General features: G+C 67.2%; 8 protein-coding genes and 1 pseudogene. All 9 read left to right on the top strand.

Annotated features, from left to right (window positions below; translation table 11 throughout):
* The first annotated feature begins 67 nt into the window (after positions 1-67).
* The 9 genes and pseudogenes from pglW to AC3EU2_RS07015 all read left to right on the top strand — a co-directional run bounded on the left by pglW (position 68) and on the right by AC3EU2_RS07015 (position 21986).
* Positions 68-4354, top strand: a complete 4287-nt coding sequence (pglW, locus tag AC3EU2_RS07055; RefSeq protein WP_488179004.1) for a BREX system serine/threonine kinase PglW — start codon at positions 68-70, stop codon at positions 4352-4354.
* Positions 4355-7891 (top strand): BREX-2 system adenine-specific DNA-methyltransferase PglX, encoded by a 3537-nt coding sequence (gene pglX / locus AC3EU2_RS07050; protein WP_488179003.1) that lies wholly within the window; start codon positions 4355-4357, stop codon positions 7889-7891. It abuts the gene before it with no gap.
* A gap of 36 nt (positions 7892-7927) precedes the next feature.
* Entirely contained in the window at positions 7928-11665 is a 3738-nt protein-coding gene (locus tag AC3EU2_RS07045) for a DUF6079 family protein (RefSeq protein ID WP_488179002.1), read from the top strand.
* The gene (gene pglZ / locus AC3EU2_RS07040) at positions 11662-14442 is read left to right on the top strand and encodes a BREX-2 system phosphatase PglZ (RefSeq protein WP_488179001.1); all 2781 of its coding nucleotides are present in this window, start codon (positions 11662-11664) and stop codon (positions 14440-14442) included. Before AC3EU2_RS07045 ends, pglZ begins: the two co-directional genes overlap by 4 nt.
* The gene (gene brxD / locus AC3EU2_RS07035; RefSeq protein WP_488179000.1) at positions 14435-15778 is read left to right on the top strand and encodes a BREX system ATP-binding protein BrxD; all 1344 of its coding nucleotides are present in this window, start codon (positions 14435-14437) and stop codon (positions 15776-15778) included. The genes pglZ and brxD overlap by 8 nt, the downstream gene beginning before the upstream one ends.
* 6 nt (positions 15779-15784) lie before the next feature.
* Positions 15785-17938 (top strand): DEAD/DEAH box helicase, encoded by a 2154-nt coding sequence (locus tag AC3EU2_RS07030; RefSeq protein WP_488178999.1) that lies wholly within the window; start codon positions 15785-15787, stop codon positions 17936-17938.
* Between the two features lie 13 nt (positions 17939-17951).
* Entirely contained in the window at positions 17952-19637 is a 1686-nt protein-coding gene (locus AC3EU2_RS07025; RefSeq protein WP_488178998.1) for a hypothetical protein, read from the top strand.
* Between the two features lie 450 nt (positions 19638-20087).
* Positions 20088-21284: pseudogene (locus tag AC3EU2_RS07020) on the top strand (IS256 family transposase); the annotation flags it as partial.
* Between the two features lie 39 nt (positions 21285-21323).
* Positions 21324-21986 carry a DUF6345 domain-containing protein gene (locus AC3EU2_RS07015; protein WP_488179449.1) on the top strand — a complete coding sequence of 221 codons (663 nt, stop codon included), beginning with the start codon at positions 21324-21326 and terminating at the stop codon, positions 21984-21986.
* The last annotated feature ends 16 nt before the right edge of the window (positions 21987-22002 follow it).

Genomic DNA, 22002 nt, shown 5'->3' with positions numbered 1-22002 from the left:
GATTGACCTCTACGGCGACCGTATCCGGGTATGCCGTCCGCGTCAGATGGTTCGGAGGGGTCCAGCAGTGTCGGGAGGGTCGGACGACCGCTGGGTGGAGGTGACGCCCTCCCAGTTCACGCACGAGTCCGAGGGTCTCGCGCTCATCCGCGCGATCATGCCCGACGAGTCTCCCTACCGCGCCTGGTCGAACTTCGAGTTCCGCGACAACCACGGCAAGTGGCACGAAGTCGACCTTCTGCTGCTGGGCCGGGGCCAGTTCCACCTCATCGAGCTCAAGTACTACTCGGGCATCCTCCGCGGCGACGACCACCGCTGGCTGCGTGCTGGCCGTCGCGCCGAGGACTCACCGCTCAAGCTGGCCCGGCGCAAGGCGCAGTACTTCGCCACCAAGCTCAAGGACGAGCTCCGGGCCTGGGCTGCAGAGACCGGAGCCCAGATCCCCGACGAGCGGGACGTCATCCCGTTCGTGCAGGAGTCCGTGTTCTTGTACCACGACCGGTTCCGCTGCGATCTGAGCGAGGCCAGCGCGCGAGGCCTCTACGGTCTCGATGGTCACGAGGACAGCAGCAACCTTCCGCCCATCTCTGAGCTCGTCCTTCAGCCCCCGCATCGCCGCGCCATCGGGACCAACCAAGAGCTCATCCTCGCCAAGCTTCTCAAGCGCATCGGCCTGGTCCAGCGACGTGAGCGGACCGCTGGCTCTTGGGTGATCCAGGACCAAGCGCTCGCCGAGGGAAACGGCTGGCAGGACTGGCTGGCCTCCCACCAGGTCGCCCATCAGGAGCGGGCGCGCATCCGCTTTCAGGTCACCCCCACGGGCGCACCGGACAGCGAGCGCGAGCGGATCCGCAAGGTCGCCGAGCACGAGTACCGGATCATGTCGCGCCTCCAGCACGACGGACTGCTCGCGCCGCGAGACTTCGTGGAGTCCGACCTCGGCGTCGGCCTCGTCTACGACTACGACGACTCATGGCAGCCGCTTGACCTCTGGGTCGCCGCCCAGACGAACGGCGTCCCCCTCGACACCCAGCTGTCGATCCTGCGTCAGGTCGGCGAGGCGGTGCAGTACGCCCACCGCAACAAGGTCGTCCACCGCGAGCTGAGGCCGCGCGCCATCTGGGTTCGTGACCTTCCCGGCACGGACGGCGACGTCAAGGTCAAGGTCGGCGACTGGCAGGGCTCTGGCGTCATCGACGCGGCCAACCTCACCCGCAACGTGGGCACGGGTGTGACGTCGCTGATGCGCGCGCGGGCCGGCGACCCCCGCGGCGTCGCCGCTGCCAGCGCCGAGGGCGACCGCTGGCTGAACGAGGCCTTCATCGCACCGGAGGGGGCGTGGAACGCGGCGGCTGACCGCGTGCGCCTCGATGTCTTCGGCCTCGGTGCCCTGACGTTCTACCTCGTGGCGGGCAAGCCGGCGGCTGACACCACACAGGCGCTGGGGACTCGGCTGCGCGAGCAGTCCGGGCTCGACCTCAGCGTCGACGTCCCCCAGGTCACCCCTGCACTCCGCACCCTCGTGCTCAAGGCCACCAACCCGGCGCCGGCGCAGCGCACCGGCGACGTCGGCGCGTTCCTCCACGGCCTGGGCGACGTCGAGCGCCAGACCGCCGATGCCGATGTCAGCGATGAGGACCCTCTCGACGCCACACCAGGAGCGCTCCTCGGCGGCAGGTTCCGGCTCGAGCGACGTCTGGGCCAGGGGTCGACCGCCGTGGGTTTGCTCGTCACCGACCTGCAGGCCGGCACCACCGCCGCTCCGGCGCAGGCCGAGCGCGTCCTCAAGGTGGCGCTGCATGACGACGCCGCCTCTCGTCTCGCCGACGAGGCGGAGGTCCTTCGCAGCCTCGACCACCCTCGTCTCGTTCGGCTCGTCGACGGCCCCGTCACCGTGGGCGGCCGCGCCGCCCTACTCCTCGAGAGTGCTGGCACCGAGACGCTCGCCGAGGCGTTGCGAGGCCGAGACCGGCTCTCCATCGACCTGCTCCAGCGCTACGGCACGGACCTCCTCGACGCCCTCGTCGCCCTCGACAAGGGCGGCATCGACCACCGCGACATCAAGCCGTCGAACCTCGGCGTCAGGGAGAACCGCGGCGACCGCACGAAGCACCTCGTCCTCTTCGACTTCTCCCTCACCAAGGCGGCAGCATCCGCGACGAGCGCAGGCACGCCTCCCTATCTCGACCCCTTCCTAACCGGCCGCCGCGACCGGTGGGACTCCGCTGCTGAGCGGTATGCCGCAGCCGTCGTCCTCTACGAGATGGCCTCGGGCCGCACGCCGGTCTACGGCGAAGATCCCGACGCGAACCCGGCGGCGGTCTCCGACGAGGCGCTCATCCCGGCCGATGCCTTCGACCCGAACCTCTCTGCCCATCTGGTCGAGTTCTTCGCGACGGCGCTCGCTCGAGACTCGGCTGCGAGGCATCACACGGCCGAGGAGATGCGCACCGCCTGGCTGTCGATCTTCGCGACGGACGCGACGACCGAGCCGGACGAGTCCGCGGACCGGCTGGCGGCTGCGGCGACCCTCGCGACGCCACTGCGGGAATCCGGACTCACGGCCCGTGCGCTGTCGGCGCTGGAGCCGTATGCCGTCGCCACCGTGCAAGACCTCCTCACCGTCGACCCCGTTCGGCTCTCACGACTGCAGGGTGTCGCCAACTCGACCCGGCTGCAGATCAGCGCTCGCATCAAGCAGTGGCGCGCCCGACTGGGTGACGTCGCGGCACCCAAGCAACGCAGCGATCAGGATCGGCTCACGGTGGAGGACGCGGCAGAGATGCTGCTGCGTGTGGCCAGCGAGCGTGGCCGGTCCAAGAACCGCGCCGGCGTCGTCCGTCTCATCCTCGGTGTGGGGACGGACCTCGACGCCTTTGCCACCCAGGCGCAGCTCGCGGCCAACCTTCCGGACCGTGTCACCGCAGCCCGTGTGAGCACTCTCGTCGGGACGCTGCAAGAGGCGTGGGCAGCAGAACCCGAGTCGCGGGACCTGCTCGAACAGCTCGCGCAGTCGGTGAACCAGCGCCTCGTCGACCTCGGCGGGGTGGCCACCGTGACAGAGCTGACCGACGCCATCCACCAGACGTTGGCACCTGCGGCGCGCGACGGCCGTGACGAGCGGCTGCTCCAAGGTCTTCTGCGTCTCGCCGTCGACCGGTTGCGAGCGCTCGACCGGGCCGAGGCTGCGACCCAAGGCATCGCGTGGCGCCGCCGGGGCTCGACGGTTGTCGCGCTGGCACACGATCCCGCGCTGCTCGATGTCGCGGAGTCGCTGGGGCGCGACGCGGACCAGCTGGTCTCCCGGGTGGGCACGACTGACGCGATCGTGCCGCCGACGCGCGCCGGCCAGCAGCTGAGCCAGACGCTCACCGGCTCCGCGGATGTCGTCCCGGCGAACCTGCGCGACGCCGCGCGTCTCGTTCGGCTCGCGGCTGGAATGAGCACGTCGGCCGCGGCGTCCGGAGCCAACGAGCTCTACCACCAGGACCTCGGCCAGGGGTCGGCTCTCACTCATGCCTTCGAGGGTTACGGAGGTCAGCAGGCACTCACGCCCAAGGAGCTGCGCGAGCGGGTCGAGGCACGGTTCCCCACCCTTGCACGCCTCCCCGAGCGGCCCCGTCTCGACGAGCTGGTGGCGCAGGCGCAGCTGGGCCTCGTCTTCGACGACAGTCAGGGCGTCTATCGCAGTCAGCAGGGCCGCGGGGACACGACCGGACTGCAGTCGCGGATGCCCACGACGATGGCTCGTGGCACACGACCCGTAGAACCCACCGGTGTTGTCGGGCATCGTCTCGACCAGTCGGTCCAGAGCCGGTCCTTCCTCGCGTTGGGCGTACCAGCCATCCGCACCTCCCGTCTGGTCGCGGCGTTGGAGAGCCGGTATGCCGCACAGGTCGTCGATCTGACCGGTGTGCTCATCGACGGGCTGCGGACCAACGCGGAGCAGGCGGGCATCTCGTGGGAGCTCGTTCGTGCGGCCGACGCCGAGCCGACGGGCAGCAGCGCCGGGCGTGGTCTGCGGGAATTGGTCCGCCGATCGTGGGACCAGGTCGCGGTCGCCGTCGACGAGGCCTTGACCACCGGGGGCGACAGCCCGGTCGTCATTGTCGAGGCATCGCCTCTGGCGCGCTACGACAACATGCAGCTCCTGGCTCGGTGGACCGACCTGGGAAGCTCGCGCTCTCGACCCGTGTGGCTCGTGGTGCCGCAGTTGGCCGCGAACCACGGAGCAACGCTCGACGGGCGGCCGGTGCCACTCGCGAGCCCGGGGCAGTACGTGGCGCTGGACGCCGAAGATGTGGACGAGCTCGGTCCGGTGTACGCCGTGGCCGCTGCACAGGAGGAGAACTAAGTGGCGGTGGCGTCCGGTCTGACCGGTGACCTGAAGAAGGTTGTGCTCGAGCTCGAGGATGATCTGCGCGAGCGTGTCCAAGGTGACCCCGACGTGCTCGGGCGGTGGCAGCAGGAGCACCACCAGGCGGTGTCACGCGAGCGCACCGCCATGTCGTGGCAGGCCTGGCGCGACGACCGGGTGACCCAGGCCGCGGTGGCTTGGGTCCTGACCACCGTCTTCATCCGGTTCTGTGAGGACAACCGGCTGCTGCGACCTGTGTGGATCGCCGGCCCGGCCGAGCGTCGACAGGAGGCGCTCGACGCCGAGCTCGAGTACTTCCGGGCACATCCCGAGCACACGGATCGCGAGTGGCTGCTTCAGGGCATCGAACACCTCGGCTCGGTCAGGGCGACGAGGGAGCTTGTTGAGTCGCACTCGCCGCTGTGGTCGGTGTCGCCCTCAGGACCGGCGGCCAAGAAGCTCGTGTCGTTGTGGCGCGCCAAGGCCGAGGACGGCGGGCTTGTCCACGACTTCAGCGAGCCCGAGCTGTCGACGCGATTCCTTGGTGACCTCTACCAAGACCTCTCCGACTACGCGAAGAAGACCTTCGCACTGCTGCAGACGCCGGAGTTCGTCGAGGAGTTCATCCTCGACCAGACGATGGAGCCCGCACTCGCAGAGCGCCCGCTCGAAGGGTTCCGGCTGATTGATCCGACGTGTGGGTCAGGGCACTTCCTTCTCGGAGCGTTCGCGCGCCTCAACGACCGGTGGGCGGTCCAAGCGCCGGGGCTCGATGTGCAGGCACGCGTGCAGAAATCACTCGACGGAATCCACGGTGTCGACCTCAACCCGTTCGCGGTCGCCATCGCCAAGTTCCGGCTCATCGTGGCGGCCCTCGGGGCCTGTGGCCTCACGAGCCTCGAGGACGCACCTGGCTTCACCCTTCACCTCGCGGCCGGTGACTCGCTCCTCCACGGCGGGCACCAGCTCTCGATGCCGTTCGACAGCTTCGACGCCGATTCGGAGATCAGCGGGTTCGCCTACGGCAGCGAGGACTTAGCACGCCTGCGCAACATCCTTGAGCCGGGCCGCTACGACGTCGTCGTGGGCAACCCGCCCTACATCAGCGTCCAGGACCCGACGCTCAAAGCGTCGTACAAGTCGCTCTACTCCACCTGTCATGGGAAATGGACGCTCTCGGTGCCGTTCATAGAGCGGTTCTTCCAGTTGGCCAAGCGTTATTCGGGAGATCGCCCGGCAGGTTGGATGGGCCAGATCAACTCGAACGGTTTCATGAAGCGGGAGTTCGGAACCAAGCTCGTAGAGCAGTTTCTCCCTCGCCAGGATTTGCAGTTGATTGTTGACACGTCCGGCGCATACATCCCCGGTCACGGCACACCCACCGCCATCATTGTCGGACGCAACCAGGCCCCGGTAGGGACCGCGGTGAAAGCCGTTCTGGGTGTCAGGGGCGAGCCTGGCCAGCCTTCGGATCCAGCCAAGGGGCTCGTGTGGTCTTCCATTGCTGAACACGTACTGAAGGCCAACTTCGAAAATCAGTTCATCACCATCACGGCTCTACCGCGTACGGCACTCCAGGCCCACCCCTGGTCCTTGACTGGAGGTGGAGCGCCTGAGCTTCTTGCGGCCATAGACGAAGGACGCGACAAGCCGCTGTCAGCCCTGATCACCGACGCTGGGATCATGTCCGTGACCGGCCAGGACGACTTCTATATGTCTGCGCCCATCGGTGGCCGCGTTCATGAGTGGCCTACACGCTTGTTGGTGGAGGGCGACGCGATCCGTGAGTGGCAAGTCACGGGATCCACGAACGCAGGGTGGCCTTACGACGAGGATCTCAGCGTTCTACCCGTCGAGGGCCTAGGAACCTTCGGTCGGGCCCTGCGCACCTACAAGTGCTCTCTGGACCGACGTAAACGATTCGGCACCCCCATGGTCCAACGCGGGCTGACCTGGTGGGAGTGGCAGGAGCTCTACACCGCGAAGATGCATACCCCCCTGTCCATCGTCTTTGCGTTTGTGGCGACGCATAACCACTTTGTGCTGGATCGGGGTGGGAAGGTCTTCAACCGTTCGGCGCCAGTGATCAAGTTGCCGAAGGAGGCGACGGAGGACGACCACCTCGCGCTGCTCGGTGTCCTGAACTCGTCGACCGCCTGCTTTTGGCTCAAGCAGAACAGTCACAACAAGGGTGGCCCAGGAGGCGGCTCGTCCAAGGACGAAAAGTGGCGTGACTTCTACGAATTCACCGGAACTACGCTCCGTGATTTTCCCTTCCCGAAGGAGCAGCCCACGCGGCGCGCCCGATTGATGGATCGAATCGCGTCCGATCTACGTTCCGAGTTGGGCTTAGCGACACGAGCCGAGTGTGTTCCCACCGCCGGCGTGTTGAGCAACGCGCAGTCGTCGGTTGAGAAATTGCGTGGCGAAATGGTCGCGATGCAGGAGGAGCTGGACTGGGAGGTGTACCGCCATTACGGTCTGGTTGACGAGAACTTTGAGTATGCCGGGACCCCGCCGATGCTCAAGGTTGGGGAGCGCGCCTTCGAAATAGTGCTCGCGCGTCAACAGGACTCCGGCGAGGTCGTGACTCGTTGGTTCTCCGATTTCGGCGAGCGACGAAGCACCGACATCCCGACTCATTGGCCAGTGGACTATCGACGGCTTGTGCAACGGCGGATCGACGCCATCTTGGCCGACAAACATCTCGCTCTGCTCGAATCTCCGAACTGCAAGCGCACTTGGGACCGCGCCCCTTGGGACAAGCAGGTCGAACGTGCGCTGCGTACTTGGCTTCTCGACCGGCTGGAGGACAGGCAGTACTGGTTCGACGCGCAGGGACGTCCTGCGCCGACCTCAGTGGCTCAACTCGCCGATCGCGTGAGTCGGGACCCTGACCTCGTCTCGGTGCTCGAGCTGTGGTCCGGCAAGAAGGACCAGTCCGTCGCGGCCCTGCTCACTGCGCTCCTCGCCGATGAGAGTGTGCCGTTCCTCGCGGCATACCGACTCAAGGACTCCGGCATGCGCAAGCGCGAGGCGTGGGAACACACGTGGGACCTGCAGCGGAAGGAGGACGCAGGCGAGACCGTCGGCGACATCCCTGTGCCGCCGAAGTACACGAGCGCGGACTTCCGCAAGCCTTCGTGGTGGCAACACCGAGGCAAGCTCGACGTGCCCAAGGAGCGGTTCATCCTGTTCCCCGACGCAGGTCGCGAGACCGACCCGACTCCGGTGCTCGGCTGGGCAGGATGGGACCACGCACAGCAGGCACTCGCGCTCGCCACACTCATCGGTGCGCGCGAGTCCGAGGGCTGGGCCGACGAACGACTCGTCCCCCTCGTCGCGGGCCTTGCCGAGCTGCAGCCGTGGGTGACCCAATGGCATGACGAGGTCGACACGAACTACGGGGTGAACCTCGCGGAGTTCACCGCCGAGCACCTGCGCGACAAGGCTGCACAGCTGGGTGTCACTCTCGACGAGCTTCACGCGTGGCGCCCCGCCCCATCAGCGCGCGGTCGCCGAGCGAAGGCCTGACCATGACCGATCGATCAACGACAGAACGAGGCTGACGTGAGCACCCTGCTGCGGGACCTCATCGACATCCCCGAGCACGCCCGTGCCGAGGACTACGTGCTGCGCCTCACCGACTCCGTCGGTCACGACGCGGCAGCCCGGACCATGGACGAGTACGTCGTGACCGACGCACTCGTCCAAGCCTTCGACGACGCCCTCGGCATCGTGGGCGAGTCCGTGGGGTCTGGGGTCAGCCGTGGCGCCTTCCTCACCGGCTCGTTCGGTTCGGGCAAGTCACACTTCATGGCGGTCCTGCATGCCCTGCTCCGCAAGGAGCCCGCGGCTCGCGCCAAGCAGAAGCTCCAGCCCGTCATCGACAAGCACGACGCACAGCTCAGTGCGAAGTCGATCCTGCCGCTGGCATTCCACCTGCTCGGTGCACGCAGCATGGAGGAGGCGCTCTTCAACGGGTACCTCCGCCAGATCCAGGAGCTCCACCCCGACGCCCCCCTGCCGGCGATCCACAAGTCGGACAGGCTCCTCGACGACGGCGACGCGCTGCGGAGTCGTCTCGGCGACGACGAGTTCTTCAACGGACTCAACAAGAGCGACCGGGGTGCCGGGAGCACTGACCCGTGGGCCAGCCTGACATCGGGCAGCTCATGGGACGAGAGCACCTATGCCCAAGCGCGAGCCGCCTCGCCCACGTCGGAGGAGCGCCAGCGGCTGGCAACTGCGCTCGTCGAGACGTACTTCTCGTCCTACACACAGCAGGCGGAGTTCGTCGACATCGACACCGGGCTCGCCAACATCGCCAGCCACGCGAAGGCGCTCGGCTACGACGCGGTCGTGCTCTTCCTCGACGAGCTCGTCCTCTGGCTGGCGTTCGCGGTGCAGGAGCGCGACTTCTTCCGACGCGAGTCGCAGAAGCTCACCAAGCTCGTCGAGTCGTCGGTCGGCCACCGTGCGATCCCCCTGATCTCGTTCGTCGCCCGACAGATGGACCTGCGGCGCTGGTTCGCCGACTCGGGTGCGAGCGGCGCCGAGCAGGAGGCGTTGGATCGGGCGTTCCGTCATCAAGAGGGTCGCTTCGCCACCATCGCACTGGGCGATGACAACCTGCCCTACGTCGCGAACCAGCGGCTGCTGCGACCCGTCACAGAAGCTGCGGCCTCCACGATGGAGGACGCCTTCGGGCACATCGACCGGCGACCGGCGGTCTGGGACGTCCTCCTCGACGGGGTCAACACCGACGAGCGTCATCGGGGTGCGGACGAGCAGGCGTTCCGCCTGACCTACCCGTTCTCGCCGGCGCTGGTCTCGACCCTGCGGTCGCTGGCCAGCGTGATGCAGCGTGAACGCACTGCGCTCAAGGTCATGCAGGCGATGCTCGTCGACCGGCGTGACACGCTCACCGTGGACGACGTGCTGCCGGTCGGCGACGCCTTCGACTACATCGTGCAGGGCGCGTCAGGTCAGGCCCTCGACCCTCAGGCCGCCGCCCTCTTCAAGTCAGCCCACAAGCTCTACACCGAGAAGCTGCGACCCCTCCTCATGGGCGTGCACCACGTCGACGAGCGTCAGGTGCGTGACGCCTCGGAGTCGCTCCCCCCCGCATACCTCGCGGACGACCGACTCGCGAAGACACTCCTCCTCTCGGCCGTGGCACCCAAGGTGCCGGCTCTCATGTCACTGACCGGCGCACGGCTCGCGTCTCTCAACCATGGCTCCGTCGTCTCACCGCTTCCTGGCAACGAGGCGACCGTGGTGCTTTCCAAGGTCCGCACCTGGGCTCGCGACATCCCCGAGATCCACCTCGACGGGCAGGACAACAACCCGACGATCCGCGTGCAGCTCTCTGACGTCGACCACGAGTCGATCGTCGAGCGCGCCAAGGGCGAGGACAACGAGGGCCGGCGGCGCGAGCTCATCAAGACCCTCGTCAGCGAGAGTCTGGGTGTCGAGCTCGGCACACAGGACATCCAAGGCGCATACACGCACGACGTCGTCTGGCGTGGGTCCAAGCGACGGGTGGACGTGCTCTTCGGCAACGTCCGTGACAGCAGCTGGCTCTCGGACGACCACTTCCAGGCGCATCCCGGCACGTGGCGCGTCGTCATCGACCACCCCTTCGACGAGGCCGGCCACTCCTCCGCCGAGGACCTGCGCCGTCTCGACGAGCTCATCACACGCGGTGTGCAGTCGCAGACCATCGTCTGGCTGCCGCACTTCCTCTCCGATGAGCGGATCCGCGACCTCCGGCGACTCGTGATCCTCAACTGGCTGCTCGAGGGATCCGGTGACAGGTGGCAGAGCCACGCCGACCACCTCAACGAGGGTGACCGGGCCCTGGCGAAGAACATCCTCGAGTCGAACCGCAACACGCTCCGCCGCAGCCTCGAGGACGCGATCCAGCAGGCCTACGGCGCGGCGAGTGTGCGACCGGGGACGCTGGTCGACGACGCCGCCCACGACCGCATTCTCGTCTCGCTCGACCGGTCGTTCGCCCCGGCGAAGCCCGTCGGTGCCACGTTGGGAGCAGCGTTCGAGCACCTGTTGGGGCAGGCCTTCGAGGCGACGTGGCCCGGACACCCGCACTTCGAGCCCGGAGACATCGAGGTGCGTCCGGCCCAGCTCAAGCTCGTGGCGGCACATGTGGCGCGAGCCATGGCCGACCGGGACAAGCGGGTCGAGCTCCAGGGTGACCCGCTCGCCGTACGCCGCGTGGCCAACGCGCTCGGTGTCGGCGCCGCTTCCGAGATGCACTTCATCTTCGGTGACGACCGGTTCAGCCCGTGGAGTCAGGAGATCGAGAAGGCCCTCGGCCGACGCGCGCAGGAAGGTGGCGCGGCACCCGAGGCGCCGGTCACCGTGTCGGAACTGCGGGGCTGGATCGACGCGGTGCGGCCGGCTCACGGGCTGCGGCCGGAGGTGAGCGACCTCGTCATCATCGCCTGGGCAGCCCTGCGTCAGCGGGCGTGGTTCCAACACGGCGCTGCTCTGCAGGCTCCACCGGAGCCGGGCTCGCTCACTCCTGCAATGGAGCTGCGCACGCAGCCGATGCCCACAGCGTCTGAGTGGTCGGAAGCGGTCGCGGTGGCAGCTGCTCTGTTCGGCATCAACAGCAGCCCGCACCTGACGGCACCGGCCGTGGCCGGTTTGGTCGACGCAGTGAAGTCCGCCGCTGATCAAGGAGTGGCTGTGGCGCCGGGTCTGGTGACCCAGCTGGAGCAGGCTTACCGCCGCGCCGGCGTCGACACGACGGCTGGGGATCCGCAGCGTCTTGAGTCAGCCCGAACGGTTGCCGCGCTCGTCCAGCAGCTCAGGCACCTGAGTGGAGTCGCGCTCGTGCAGACGCTGGCTTTGGCATCGTTGGGGTCGCGCGCCACGGCAGCCGGCAAGTCGCTCTCGTCGGCGTCGGCCGTCACGTCGAGCCTCAGTGGATTCGCCTGGGAGCGGCTCACACCTCTGTTGGACGCCATGAGGGGCGAAGGGGCTCGCGCGGACTCGGCGGCGGTGATCGTCAATGCCCTGCGTGGAGCGCTGCAGGCCGACGAGATCGTCACTCCCATCGCCGCGGCGCTGCGAGGAACCGACGATGCGATCTTCACCTGGTTGGCGGGAGCAGGCCCCGGTCCGGATCCTGAACCGGGCCCCGGTCCCGGGTCGAGGGCCTCGGGGCGTGCGACGCGCGCCGCGAGGAGTAGCGACGAGGAGCTCCTCGAGCTGGTGAAGGCGTTCTTGGCTGAGCACGCGGACGAGGCTGTCGACGTGTCGTGGCGAGTTCTCGAATGACGACGTCAACCTACGTCGCCCCTGTCACGCCGGCCATGGCGCTGGCGATGGTCGACGAGGCCAGCAGTGCGCGGTTCCGCTATCCGCACGGCGTGATCGGCCTCGTCGCACAACCGGATCCTGCGGCGCGAGCCGAACTCGAAAGGGACGGAAGGGTTGTGCGCATCCGACCAGCGGAGTCCGCGCTCGCCGTACGTGAAGCACTTCAGGAGCACCGCGACGGTGACTGGATGGTCATCCTCACCGACCGGTCCGAGGACGACCTCGGCGCCGGCATCCTGTCCCACTTCATCTGGGGCCGACTTCGCCGCCCCGACCCGTGGGAAGCCGTGCGTCACCGGTTCAAGGCCAATGGGATCGACCCGCTGCTGACCACCGCAACGGCGAACCGCGACCTCGCCACCGCCATCTTGGCCGCGACCCCACCCGATGGATGGCCCGCTGCCCCGGCTGGGGTCCTCACGCGAAACCACGCCATGCGAGCCCTGGCGCGGACGACGCTGGGGATGACGAGCGAGACGATCGACCTCATCTCCGTCCTCGCATGGTCGGTGCTCCCTTCTGCAGTGAGGGACCTCTCCGAGCTGCGCAGCCGGCACGGCGATCGCCTGGCCGATGAGCTGCTCGCCTGGCTGGCGGAGAACTGCGGTGCCGGGGCCGCCCCGGTGCGCGCGCTCCTCGAGCGTGGCCAGCTCGGTGACCTCGTGCCTCTCGGGCTCGTGGCACACCTGCTCACCCACGACACGGACTTCTCCGACTCTGAACGTCATGTGGCACAGCTGGCGTTGGTGCGCCTGGAGCCCCTCATCGGGAAGCAGCCGAGAACGGTGGTCGCTGAATGGGGGCGGGCTACCACCACCGTCGCGGTCGACCTTGCGGCGGACAGCCGCCAAGCAGCGCATCGCACTCGTGTCCTCACGCGCACGGACGCCCTGCTTGAGCAGCTCGACGCGAACTCTCTGGCCATCCACTCGGAGCTCATGCCACGGGGGTTCCGGTCGCGGCTCGCGGTTGTCGCCGAAGCGCTCTCCCACGGGTGCTCCGCGCTCCAGGATGACCGCGAGCGTGCGCTCGCGGCCGCAGTCGCGGTGGAGAGCGCATGGGCCAGAGCACGGGCGCATCGCCTCGCGTCACAGGACTCGGCTGAGGTCCGTGCGTTCACGGCCGCGATCCGCCTCTGGCGATGGCTGCTCACTCCCGACGCGACGCCCGATGCGGCACTGGCCGAGCGAGCGCAACGGCACATCAGCGTCGACTCCTGGGCGGATGCGGCGATCAACGACACCGCCGCAGGCGTCGACGATGCGACCCTGTCGCAGGCACTTCGCCACGTTGCGGAAGCCGCTCTTGCCCGACGCGACACAGAGGAGCGGGCCTTCGCATCAGTCCTTGCCTCGTGGACCTCTGCCGACCAAGGCGCAGCCTCAGGTGCTCTCACCAGCGGCAACGGCCCGGTGTGGCCCCTTGAGGACCTCCTGCCCCGCGCCGTCATCCCCATGGCGAAGAAGACGCCCGTCATGCTCCTCGTCATGGACGGCATGAGTGCCGCGTCCGCGAACGAGATCCTGCGCGATGCGGTCGACAACCTCGGCTGGGTCGAGGCGGCGTTGCCGAGTGCGGGGGTCGAGCGGACCGCAGCACTGGCAGCGCTGCCGTCCCTGACGAACGTCAGTCGCGCCTCCCTCCTGTGCGGCAAGCTCACCCGTGGTGAGCAGACGATCGAACTCTCCGGCTACCGCGCGATCACGAAGGACGGCGCCAGGATCACGGCCGAGCTCTTCCACAAGAAGGGCGTCGACACCACGACTCCCGGCGCGCTCGTCAACGACGGCGTGGGAGCGGCCATCGACGACCCCGAGACGCAGCTCGTCACCATCGTCCTCAACACCATCGATGACGCCCTCGACCGGAGCGACCCGTCCGGCACGGTGTGGACCGCCGATGCCGTGAAGCACCTCGCTCCGCTCCTGGCTCGCGCGCGATCCGCCGGGCGTGTGGTCGTCATGACTGCCGACCACGGCCACATCGTCGAGAGACGGCAGAGCGTGATGCGCGGAAACTTCGGATCCAGCAACCGCTGGCGGCCCGCCGGCGGTGATGTCGGGCTGGACGAGGTGGCGATCCGCGGGCGTCGAGTCCTCGCCGATGGCGACGTGGTCCTCGCGGTCAGCGAGAACCTCCGGTACGGGCCCCTCAAGGCCGGATACCACGGCGGCGCGAGCGCGGCCGAGGTCGTTGTGCCGGTCGCCGTGCTCCTGCCGGATGCGGAGACCAACCCGCTCGACCTCACACTCCTGCCGCCGCAAGCTCCACCGTGGTGGGACCTTCCGACGACGGAGGGCGGCACCGGACCCGTCAACGTGGCACACGGCATACCGACATCTATCAAGGCGCCGCAGGCGACCTCGCTCTTCGACGACGTGACTCTCGCGGCACCCGGCACCGAGGTCAGCGCGTCCGCGGCGCTCGCCGATGCCGTCGTCGCGAGCGATGGCTTCCGCGCCCAACGTGGGCTGGCGGGTCGACTGATCGTGGACGACCAGCAGATCAGCGTGCTCATCGGTCGACTTGCCGACGCGCCCGGGCAACGCATTCCGCTCAGCAGTGCTGCGTCCGCGCTGCGGGTGAGTGAGGTGCGAGTCCGGGGTGCACTCGTCCAGGTCCAACAGCTCCTCAACGTCGAGGGATATCCCGTCATTGAGGTGGAGCCGGAGACGAGGACGGTCGTTCTCAACGAGCGGCTGCTCCGCGAGCAGTTCGGGATCCGCCGTGGCTGAGGTCTCTCCACGCCGCCGCCGAGAAGTCATCGACGCGTTGCGTCGAGGCACCGTGCCTGAGTCGGGTCTCGACCTCTTGGCGGTCGGGCTGGACCGGTTTTCGGCCGCCATCGATGGCGAGCTCGACACGGTCTCGGACCGCGGCGCCGTGTTCAAGGCGGTACGTGGTGAGTACGGCGCGGGCAAGACCTTCTTCACCCGCCACCTCGCGGAACGTGCATTGCGTCGGGGTTTCGCTGCCGCTGAGGTGCAGATCAGCGAGACCGAGACACCACTGCACCGACTCGAGACGGTCTACCGCCGAATCACCGAGTCACTGCGGACGGCGTCGATCCCTCCGAGCGCCTTCCGAGGCATCCTCGACTCGTGGCTCTTCACGTTGGAGTCTGACGCGCTGACGGCGGACCCCTCGCTCGAGCAGGCAGGTCCAGCGGCGCTGGCCTCCGCCGTTGATCGACTTCTGGAACGGCGGCTCGCTGAGGTGAGCAGTCGGACCCCGGTCTTTGCTCAGGCCATCCGCGGTTATCGCGCCGCTGTGGCGATGGGTGACAGTGCCACGGCCGACGGTCTGGCTTCGTGGATGGGTGGACAGCCGCAGGTGGCCGCGTCAGCCAAGCGCTCCGCCGGAATCCGTGGCGACCTCGACCACTACGGTGCGCTGGGATTCCTCCAAGGTCTGCTCATCGTGCTGCGGGACGCTGGGCATCCCGGTTTGGTGTTGGTTCTCGATGAGGTGGAGACGCTGCAGCGGATCCGCGGAGACGTCCGTGACAAGGCCCTCAACGCGTTGCGTCAGCTCATCGACGAGATCGACTCAGGACGCTTCCCCGGCCTCTACCTCGTCATCACCGGCACTCCGGCCTTCTTCGACGGCCCATCTGGAGTGGCGCGCCTGGCTCCGTTGGCGCAGCGGCTGTCGACCGACTTCGGATCCGACGCACGGTTCGACAACCCGCGTGCGGTGCAGGTCAGGCTGCCTGGGTTCGACCACGATGCCCTCGTCGCCCTTGGTCGGAAGGTCCGCGATCTGTTCGCTGGCGGAAGTGAGTCGCCCGCCCGGATTCGCAGCGTTGTCGACGACGGCTACATCGGCGATCTCGCCGATGCCGTCGCCGGCAAGCTCGGCGGTCGCGTGGGTGTCGCACCGCGCATCTTCCTCAAGAAGCTCGTCTCCGACGTGCTGGACCGCGTCGACCAGTTCGAGGACTTCGACCCGCGCGTTCACTACGCCCTCACCGTGGCGCCCTCAGAGTTGACCGAGGTGGAGCGGGCGGCGCAGTCGTCCAGTGGCTCGCCGGACGACATCGACCTCGATCTCACGACCTCGGACGAGTAGCCACCGGTGGAAACAACGCAGGGATTCGACCGGCTGCATCCCGTGGTGCAGCACCACATCGTCAACTCCCTCGGTTGGCCAGCCCTGCGGCCACTGCAAGAGCAGTCGATCGACCCGGTCATGAGCGGCCATGATGCGCTCCTGCTGGCACCGACGGCCGGTGGGAAGACGGAAGCAGCCATGTTCCCGATCCTCAGCCGGATGGAGGCCGAGCAGTGGCGTGGGCTGTCAGTGCTCTACGTGTGCCCGCTCAAGGCCCTGCTCAACAACCTCCAACCCCGACTCGAGACGTATGCCGGGTGGCTGGGTCGCGAGGCGCAGGTGCGGCACGGCGACACGACGGCTGGGGCCCGCAAGCGCCAACTGCTGCACCGGCCTGACGTCCTGCTGACGACGCCCGAGTCGTTGGAGGCGATGCTCGTGTCCACACTCGTGGATGCGCCTCGCCTGTTCGGCGACCTGCGGGCTGTGGTCGTGGACGAGCTCCACGCCTTCGCGGGCGATGATCGTGGGTGGCATCTCCTGGCAGTCCTCGAGCGCCTGACGGAACTGACCGGGCGTCCACTCCAGCGGCTCGGGCTCTCCGCGACCGTGGGCAACGCTGAGGAGCTCCTGTCCTGGTTCCAGGGCGCGGCCAACCGTTCCCTCCCGCTTGCGGTAGTCGCGCCCGCGGCCGAGGGACCCGTGGAACCTGCGCTCTCACTCGACTACGTCGGGAACGTGGGCAATGCCGCGAAGGTCGTGGCCGGCATACACGTCGGTGAGAAGCGGCTCGTCTTCGCGGACTCCCGGCGCACGGTGGAGTCGATGGCCGCTCGGCTGCGTGAGCTCGACGTCGACACCTTCGTCTCCCACTCCTCGCTGTCGATGGACGAGCGGCGGCGGGCCGAGCAGGCCTTCGCCGAAGCGCGCGGATGCGTCATCGTCTCGACATCGACCCTCGAGCTGGGGATCGATGTGGGCGACCTCGACCGGGTCGTCCAAGTGGGTGCGCCGTCAACGGTCGCGTCCGTGCTGCAGCGGCTGGGGCGAACCGGCCGCCGAGCGGGAACCAGTCGCAACCTGACGTTCCTCGCCACCGACGACGACGAGTTCTTGCGTGCCGCTGGACTGCTCCTGCTGTTGGGGGAGGGGTTCGTCGAGCCGGTGCAGGCGCCCCCGGAGCCAAGGCACGTCGCTGCCCAGCAGATCCTCGGCCTCGCGCTCGAGAGGGGACGCATCAACGTGACGGAACTGAGCTGGCTCGTCGACCTGGGACTGACGGATGGCACGGACAAGGACGACATCGTCCAATGGCTGTGCGACACAGGGCACCTCGACACAGACGAAGGGCTGCACTTCATCGGGCCGGAGGCCGAGCGGCGGTACGGAACGAAGAACTTCCTCGAACTGTTGGCGGTCTTCACGGCGGCGCCTGAGGTGACCGTGCTGCATGGGAGGCAAGAGGTCGGGAGCGTCGACCCCATGCTGCTCATGAGCAAGGTGACCGGCCCGCGCATCATCGCCTTGGCCGGACGCCCATGGCAGGTGACCCACATCGACTGGAAGCGCCGGCGCGCCTTCGTTGAGCCCAGTGACCAGCGAGGGAGGTCGCGCTGGTCGGGTGACGCTCGGGCGTACTCGTTCGAGCTCTCGGACGCCATTCGTCGCCTACTGCTGGGTTCCGATCCAGTCGGGGTGGACCTGTCCGATCGAGCTCACACTCGGTTGGAGACGTTGCGCGAGGAATGGTCCAGTCGAGTGTCTGCCGACTCCACCCTCCTCGTTCACGACGGGACTCGTCTGCGGTGGTGGACCTTCGCCGGGGCGCGCGCAAACACCGTGCTCAGCGCAGCCTTGGCCGCGGTATTGCCGTCGTTGGTGGAGGACTCCGCCGTGACGAACATGTCGGTGTCATTGCGGTCGGACGCCACGGCGGCTTCGATCTCTTCAGCCTTGGGTGAAGCTCGTGTGCAGTTCGGTGAAGGCTTGGAAGGTCTCGTGCCTGAGGTGAGCGAAAGCGCGTTGCGGAAGCTGAAGTTTGCGGAACTGCTGCCGCCCGAACTCGCCTGCTCCACCCTTTCGGCTCGGCTGGCTGATCCTCGTGGTGCCATGATGGTCGCAAATCAAGCGGTGCAAATGAAATACGTGACTCAGGCGCATGAGTCGCCCCATAGGTGATAGGAGACCACAGATGCCAACGAAGGCTGGAATCGAGCGAGACCGCGAAATCGTGCGCCTCTATGCCGAGGGGGTACCGGGAACCGAACTCGCCGTACGCTATGGGGTGACAAGGCAGCGAATCGATCAGATCCTCAAATCCCAAGGCTCCATAAGCGCGGACGAGGCGCGACAGCTGCGCAGTCGGCGAAGCAAGCAGGAAAAGGATGAAAAAGTCCAGAGATTTCTTGCAGAGTACGGAGATCTCGTTCACGTCTTAGCAAGATCGGGCGCGGCGAGGAATGAGGTCGAGGCAAAGTTCCAATATCTGCTGCCAGACCTTGAGCGAGACGTTCTTGGTGCTGCCCTGAGGAAGTCGGGGGCCCTCTTCGATGTGAACCGCGAGGAGTTCCATTTCGGCCTATCTCTGGTCGAGCTCGGAGTTTGGTATGTACTCGCCAAGAATAGTGATTTAGCGGGGGATCTGGGTGTGGCCCTGGATGAGCTTGCGCTCGACGAGATGGCCGAACTCTCAGAGTTGTTGCTCGAGCTCGGTTTGTCTGCGAGTCGGATTCCACCCGTTCTGCAGTCGATCGGTGCTTCTCGCCGGCGTCTCGTCGCCGACTCGGGTCTGACTATTACGAAGAAGCGATATGACGAGATTCGTGAAGTGGTTCTCGCGGACTTCGATTTAGTTGGTGGCCGAGGGTCCATGGTCTGGCCGCCCACCTCACAGACCGTAATGAAAAGGATGGGGGGCGGATATTGGAGTGATGCCCTCGCCTCACTTGGCATCACCCCGTCGGATCGTGGCCGTAGCCGGGGGCTGCTAATTTTTGATGACCTTGATTACCAAAACGCTGTCCGCGACTTCTTGGAGCATTCTCGTGCGACCGGAGGGCCGGAGTCATTCGATGCGTTCGAAATCTGGGTGGGTAATGAGGATAGGCATGGCCGTCAGCGACCGTCTGGTCCTGCGGTTCGCCTCTATTATCGTTCATGGATAAATGCGAAAAGGTCTGTCGTGCTCGGGTCCACTGGGATCCTTCCGACCCGTGCTACCACCACGGTCGCAGCCTCGGCTGCTCGCACGGCACTGCATGATGCCCGCAGTACCCAACAAACGGAACTCGAGAGGATTCGACAGCTGAAGCCGAAGGACCGGGCCACTGCACTCATGAGCTTCGTGAAAGAGTTTATGGGGGTGTTCGAAGCTCGTCGTCGCATTTGGTTGAGAGCGCTGGTCCTGGGTGACCCATTGGCTGTGTCCCGACGACTCGCTGCACCGGGTCTCAGACCTGCCCTCCGAACGCGACTCGAGGCTGTCCCGCCTGAAGTTGGGGAGGTCCTTACGGATGCATACTTGGACAGGCTGCTGAGCGGACCAATGGGGGTCTTAAACACGGATTCCTGGCTTTCGCCGGAAGCGCAGGCGGAACTCGACGCTATCGACCCCGTTCAGACGGCCTCCGCGTACGTAATGCGTGAGCTTCGCAACTTCTTCACCCACGATTCGACCGAGTCGGCCGAGCGATTGGCTGCGGCTCTACGGGAGCTTGGCGCACTAGACGAGAGGTTCGCGACCGATCGACCGATCACCCGGCGAGCCGTGTGTCAGTGGCTTCTCGGCGACGGCGCACGTCGTCTTGAGGTGCTCTCAGGCTCCGTACTCGCGGCATGGCGCGCCATGCTCGCCGCTGAAGCCGTCGCCGCTGGTTGAGTTGCGGGGCTTGGCAAAGTCGGCGACCTACAGGGTCCCTTAGGGGGCGATTCAGTGACGCGGTCGTGCTCATGCCGCCGAGTCGACCTCGTCTGGCGTGTGCGTGAAGGTGGGTTCACGCACTGGTTTCGCCGTAGGCCACCACCGCTTGCCCTCCGCCGTGCATTTGCCGCGCTATTGCGTCCGGAAGGTATCTGGACGGCATACGTCGCCTCCTTCCTCTGTAGCCGTCACCGTGACGGCGCAGGGGAACGCAAGGGAGCACGACATGGCCAAGTACGTGGGGTCGTGGTGGATCCGCGACAACATCGACGGGCGCCGGCTCGAGGCTGAGACAGCGTCCCGTGGAGTGGTGGGGTTTGGGTGACGGCGCGGCGTCCTGATTGAGGGGGCCACCGGCGAGATTCTCGATGTGTACCGCCAAGTACTCAATCGAAGGAGATCTCACCGATGGCCTTGTCCCAGTCTGCCGTGTCCGAGCTGCTCGAGGTGTTCCGCACCGGCGAGGGCACCGAATTCATCCGCGAGTGTGTGCGGGTCGCGATGCAGGAGCTGATCGACGCCGAAGCCACGTCTGCGGTCGGCGCCGGCCGCTATGAGCGCACCGGGTCGCGGGTGACCGAACGCAACGGGTCACGCCCGCGGCTGTTGACCACGACCGCTGGGGACGTGCCCTTGGCGATCCCGAAGCTGCGGGCGGGCTCGTTCTTCCCGAGCATTCTGTCGCCGCGACGGCGGATCGACCAGGCCCTGTACGCGGTGGTGATGGAGGCCTACGTCCACGGGGTGTCCACCCGCAGCGTCGACGACCTGGTCGTCGCGTTGGGCGGGTCGGGGATCTCGAAGTCCGAGGTGTCGCGGATCTGCGCCGGCCTGGACGAAGCGGTCGGCGCGTTCCGTACCCGCCGGCTGGACCACGTCGACTTCCCGTACGTGTACCTGGACGCGACGTACCTGCACGTGCGCACCGAGCAGGGCATGGTCACCTCCAAGGCCGTCGTGGTCGCCACCGGCGTCACGTCTGAGGGGCGCCGGGAGATCCTGGGCGTGGACGTCGGTGACAGCGAGGACGAGGTGTTCTGGCGCGCCTTCCTCACGTCCATGAAGAAGCGGGGCCTGGCCGGGGTCAAGCTCGTCATCTCCGACCAGCACGCCGGCCTGGTCGCCGCCATCGGCCGGGCGATGCAGGGCACCGCGCATCAACGCTGCCGCGTCCACTTCATCCGCAACGTCCTGGCGCACGTGGCCAAAGGTGAAGGTGAGATGGTCGCCGCGGCGTTCCGCACCATCTTCGCCCAACCCAAGCTGGCGCCGATGAGCAAGCAGTGGGACAAGGTCCGCGACGAGCTGGCGGCCCGCTACCCCAAGGTCGGCCCGCTGATGGACGACGCCAAGGCCGAGGTCCTCGCGTTCGCGGCGTTCCCGCGCGAGCACTGGCGCAAGATCTGGTCCACCAACCCCCTCGAGCGCCTGAACAAGGAGATCAAGCGTCGCGCCCGCGTCGTCGGGATCTTCCCCAACGAGGCTGCCGTGATCCGTCTCGTCGGTGCCGTGCTGGCCGACACCCACGACGAGTGGGCCACCGACGAACGCCGCTACCTCTCCGAAGAATCCATGGCCAAGATCGACAGGAGCGACGACAATGACACCGTCGCCCTCACCAAGGGCTGGCCGGTCGGCATCGAGATGACCTCAAAGCCCACCACTCCGAGGGACTCTTACGAGGCTGAGGGCTTCGCCTCGACGCTGGGCGGCCTCGCCGAGTTCGACTGGACCCAGAACCACGGCGAGAGCGACGTCAAGGAGTCCGACTTCGTCACGACCGCGAGCACCACGCAGCGCAGCGACCAGGTCGACGCGATGCAGATGAGCTCGCACGGCTGGCAGGACGGGTTCCTCGTCTGGGGCGGCAGCGTCGACACGAGCGAGGCGGTCGACTTCGGCAAGAACGACCTCGAGATCTTCGCGACGCACGCGTGCGACCTGCTCCACCACGGGTCGGACAACTCTGTCGGCCGCTGGATCCCCGCCTTTTCTCGGCTGCACTACATGCTCGGCTTCCACAACAGCAGCTACTCCGGCGGTGGCCAGAACGCGCGCGGCCAGTGGTTCGCCATGTACGCCGCGTGGTTCTTCTACGGCCCGCTGAGCTGGCTCTTCAAGATCGACATGCCGGTCCGCGAGGCGTGGGCCGAGGCCAACGAGATCGTCGAGGGCAGCAACGTGCAGTGGGCCTACCTGCGGGCCGAGGCCCCCGGCGCCCCCACCTACAACGAGCGGCTGCGCGTCGCCGAGACCACCGACCCCGTGAGCAACCGGTCCTTCTGGACCGCGCGCGGCACCTGCTGACCGCGCCCCAGCCGGC

The organism is Knoellia sp. B-D-2 (assembly GCF_057714695.1).
This window is presented reverse-complemented; position numbering and strand designations above follow the sequence as displayed.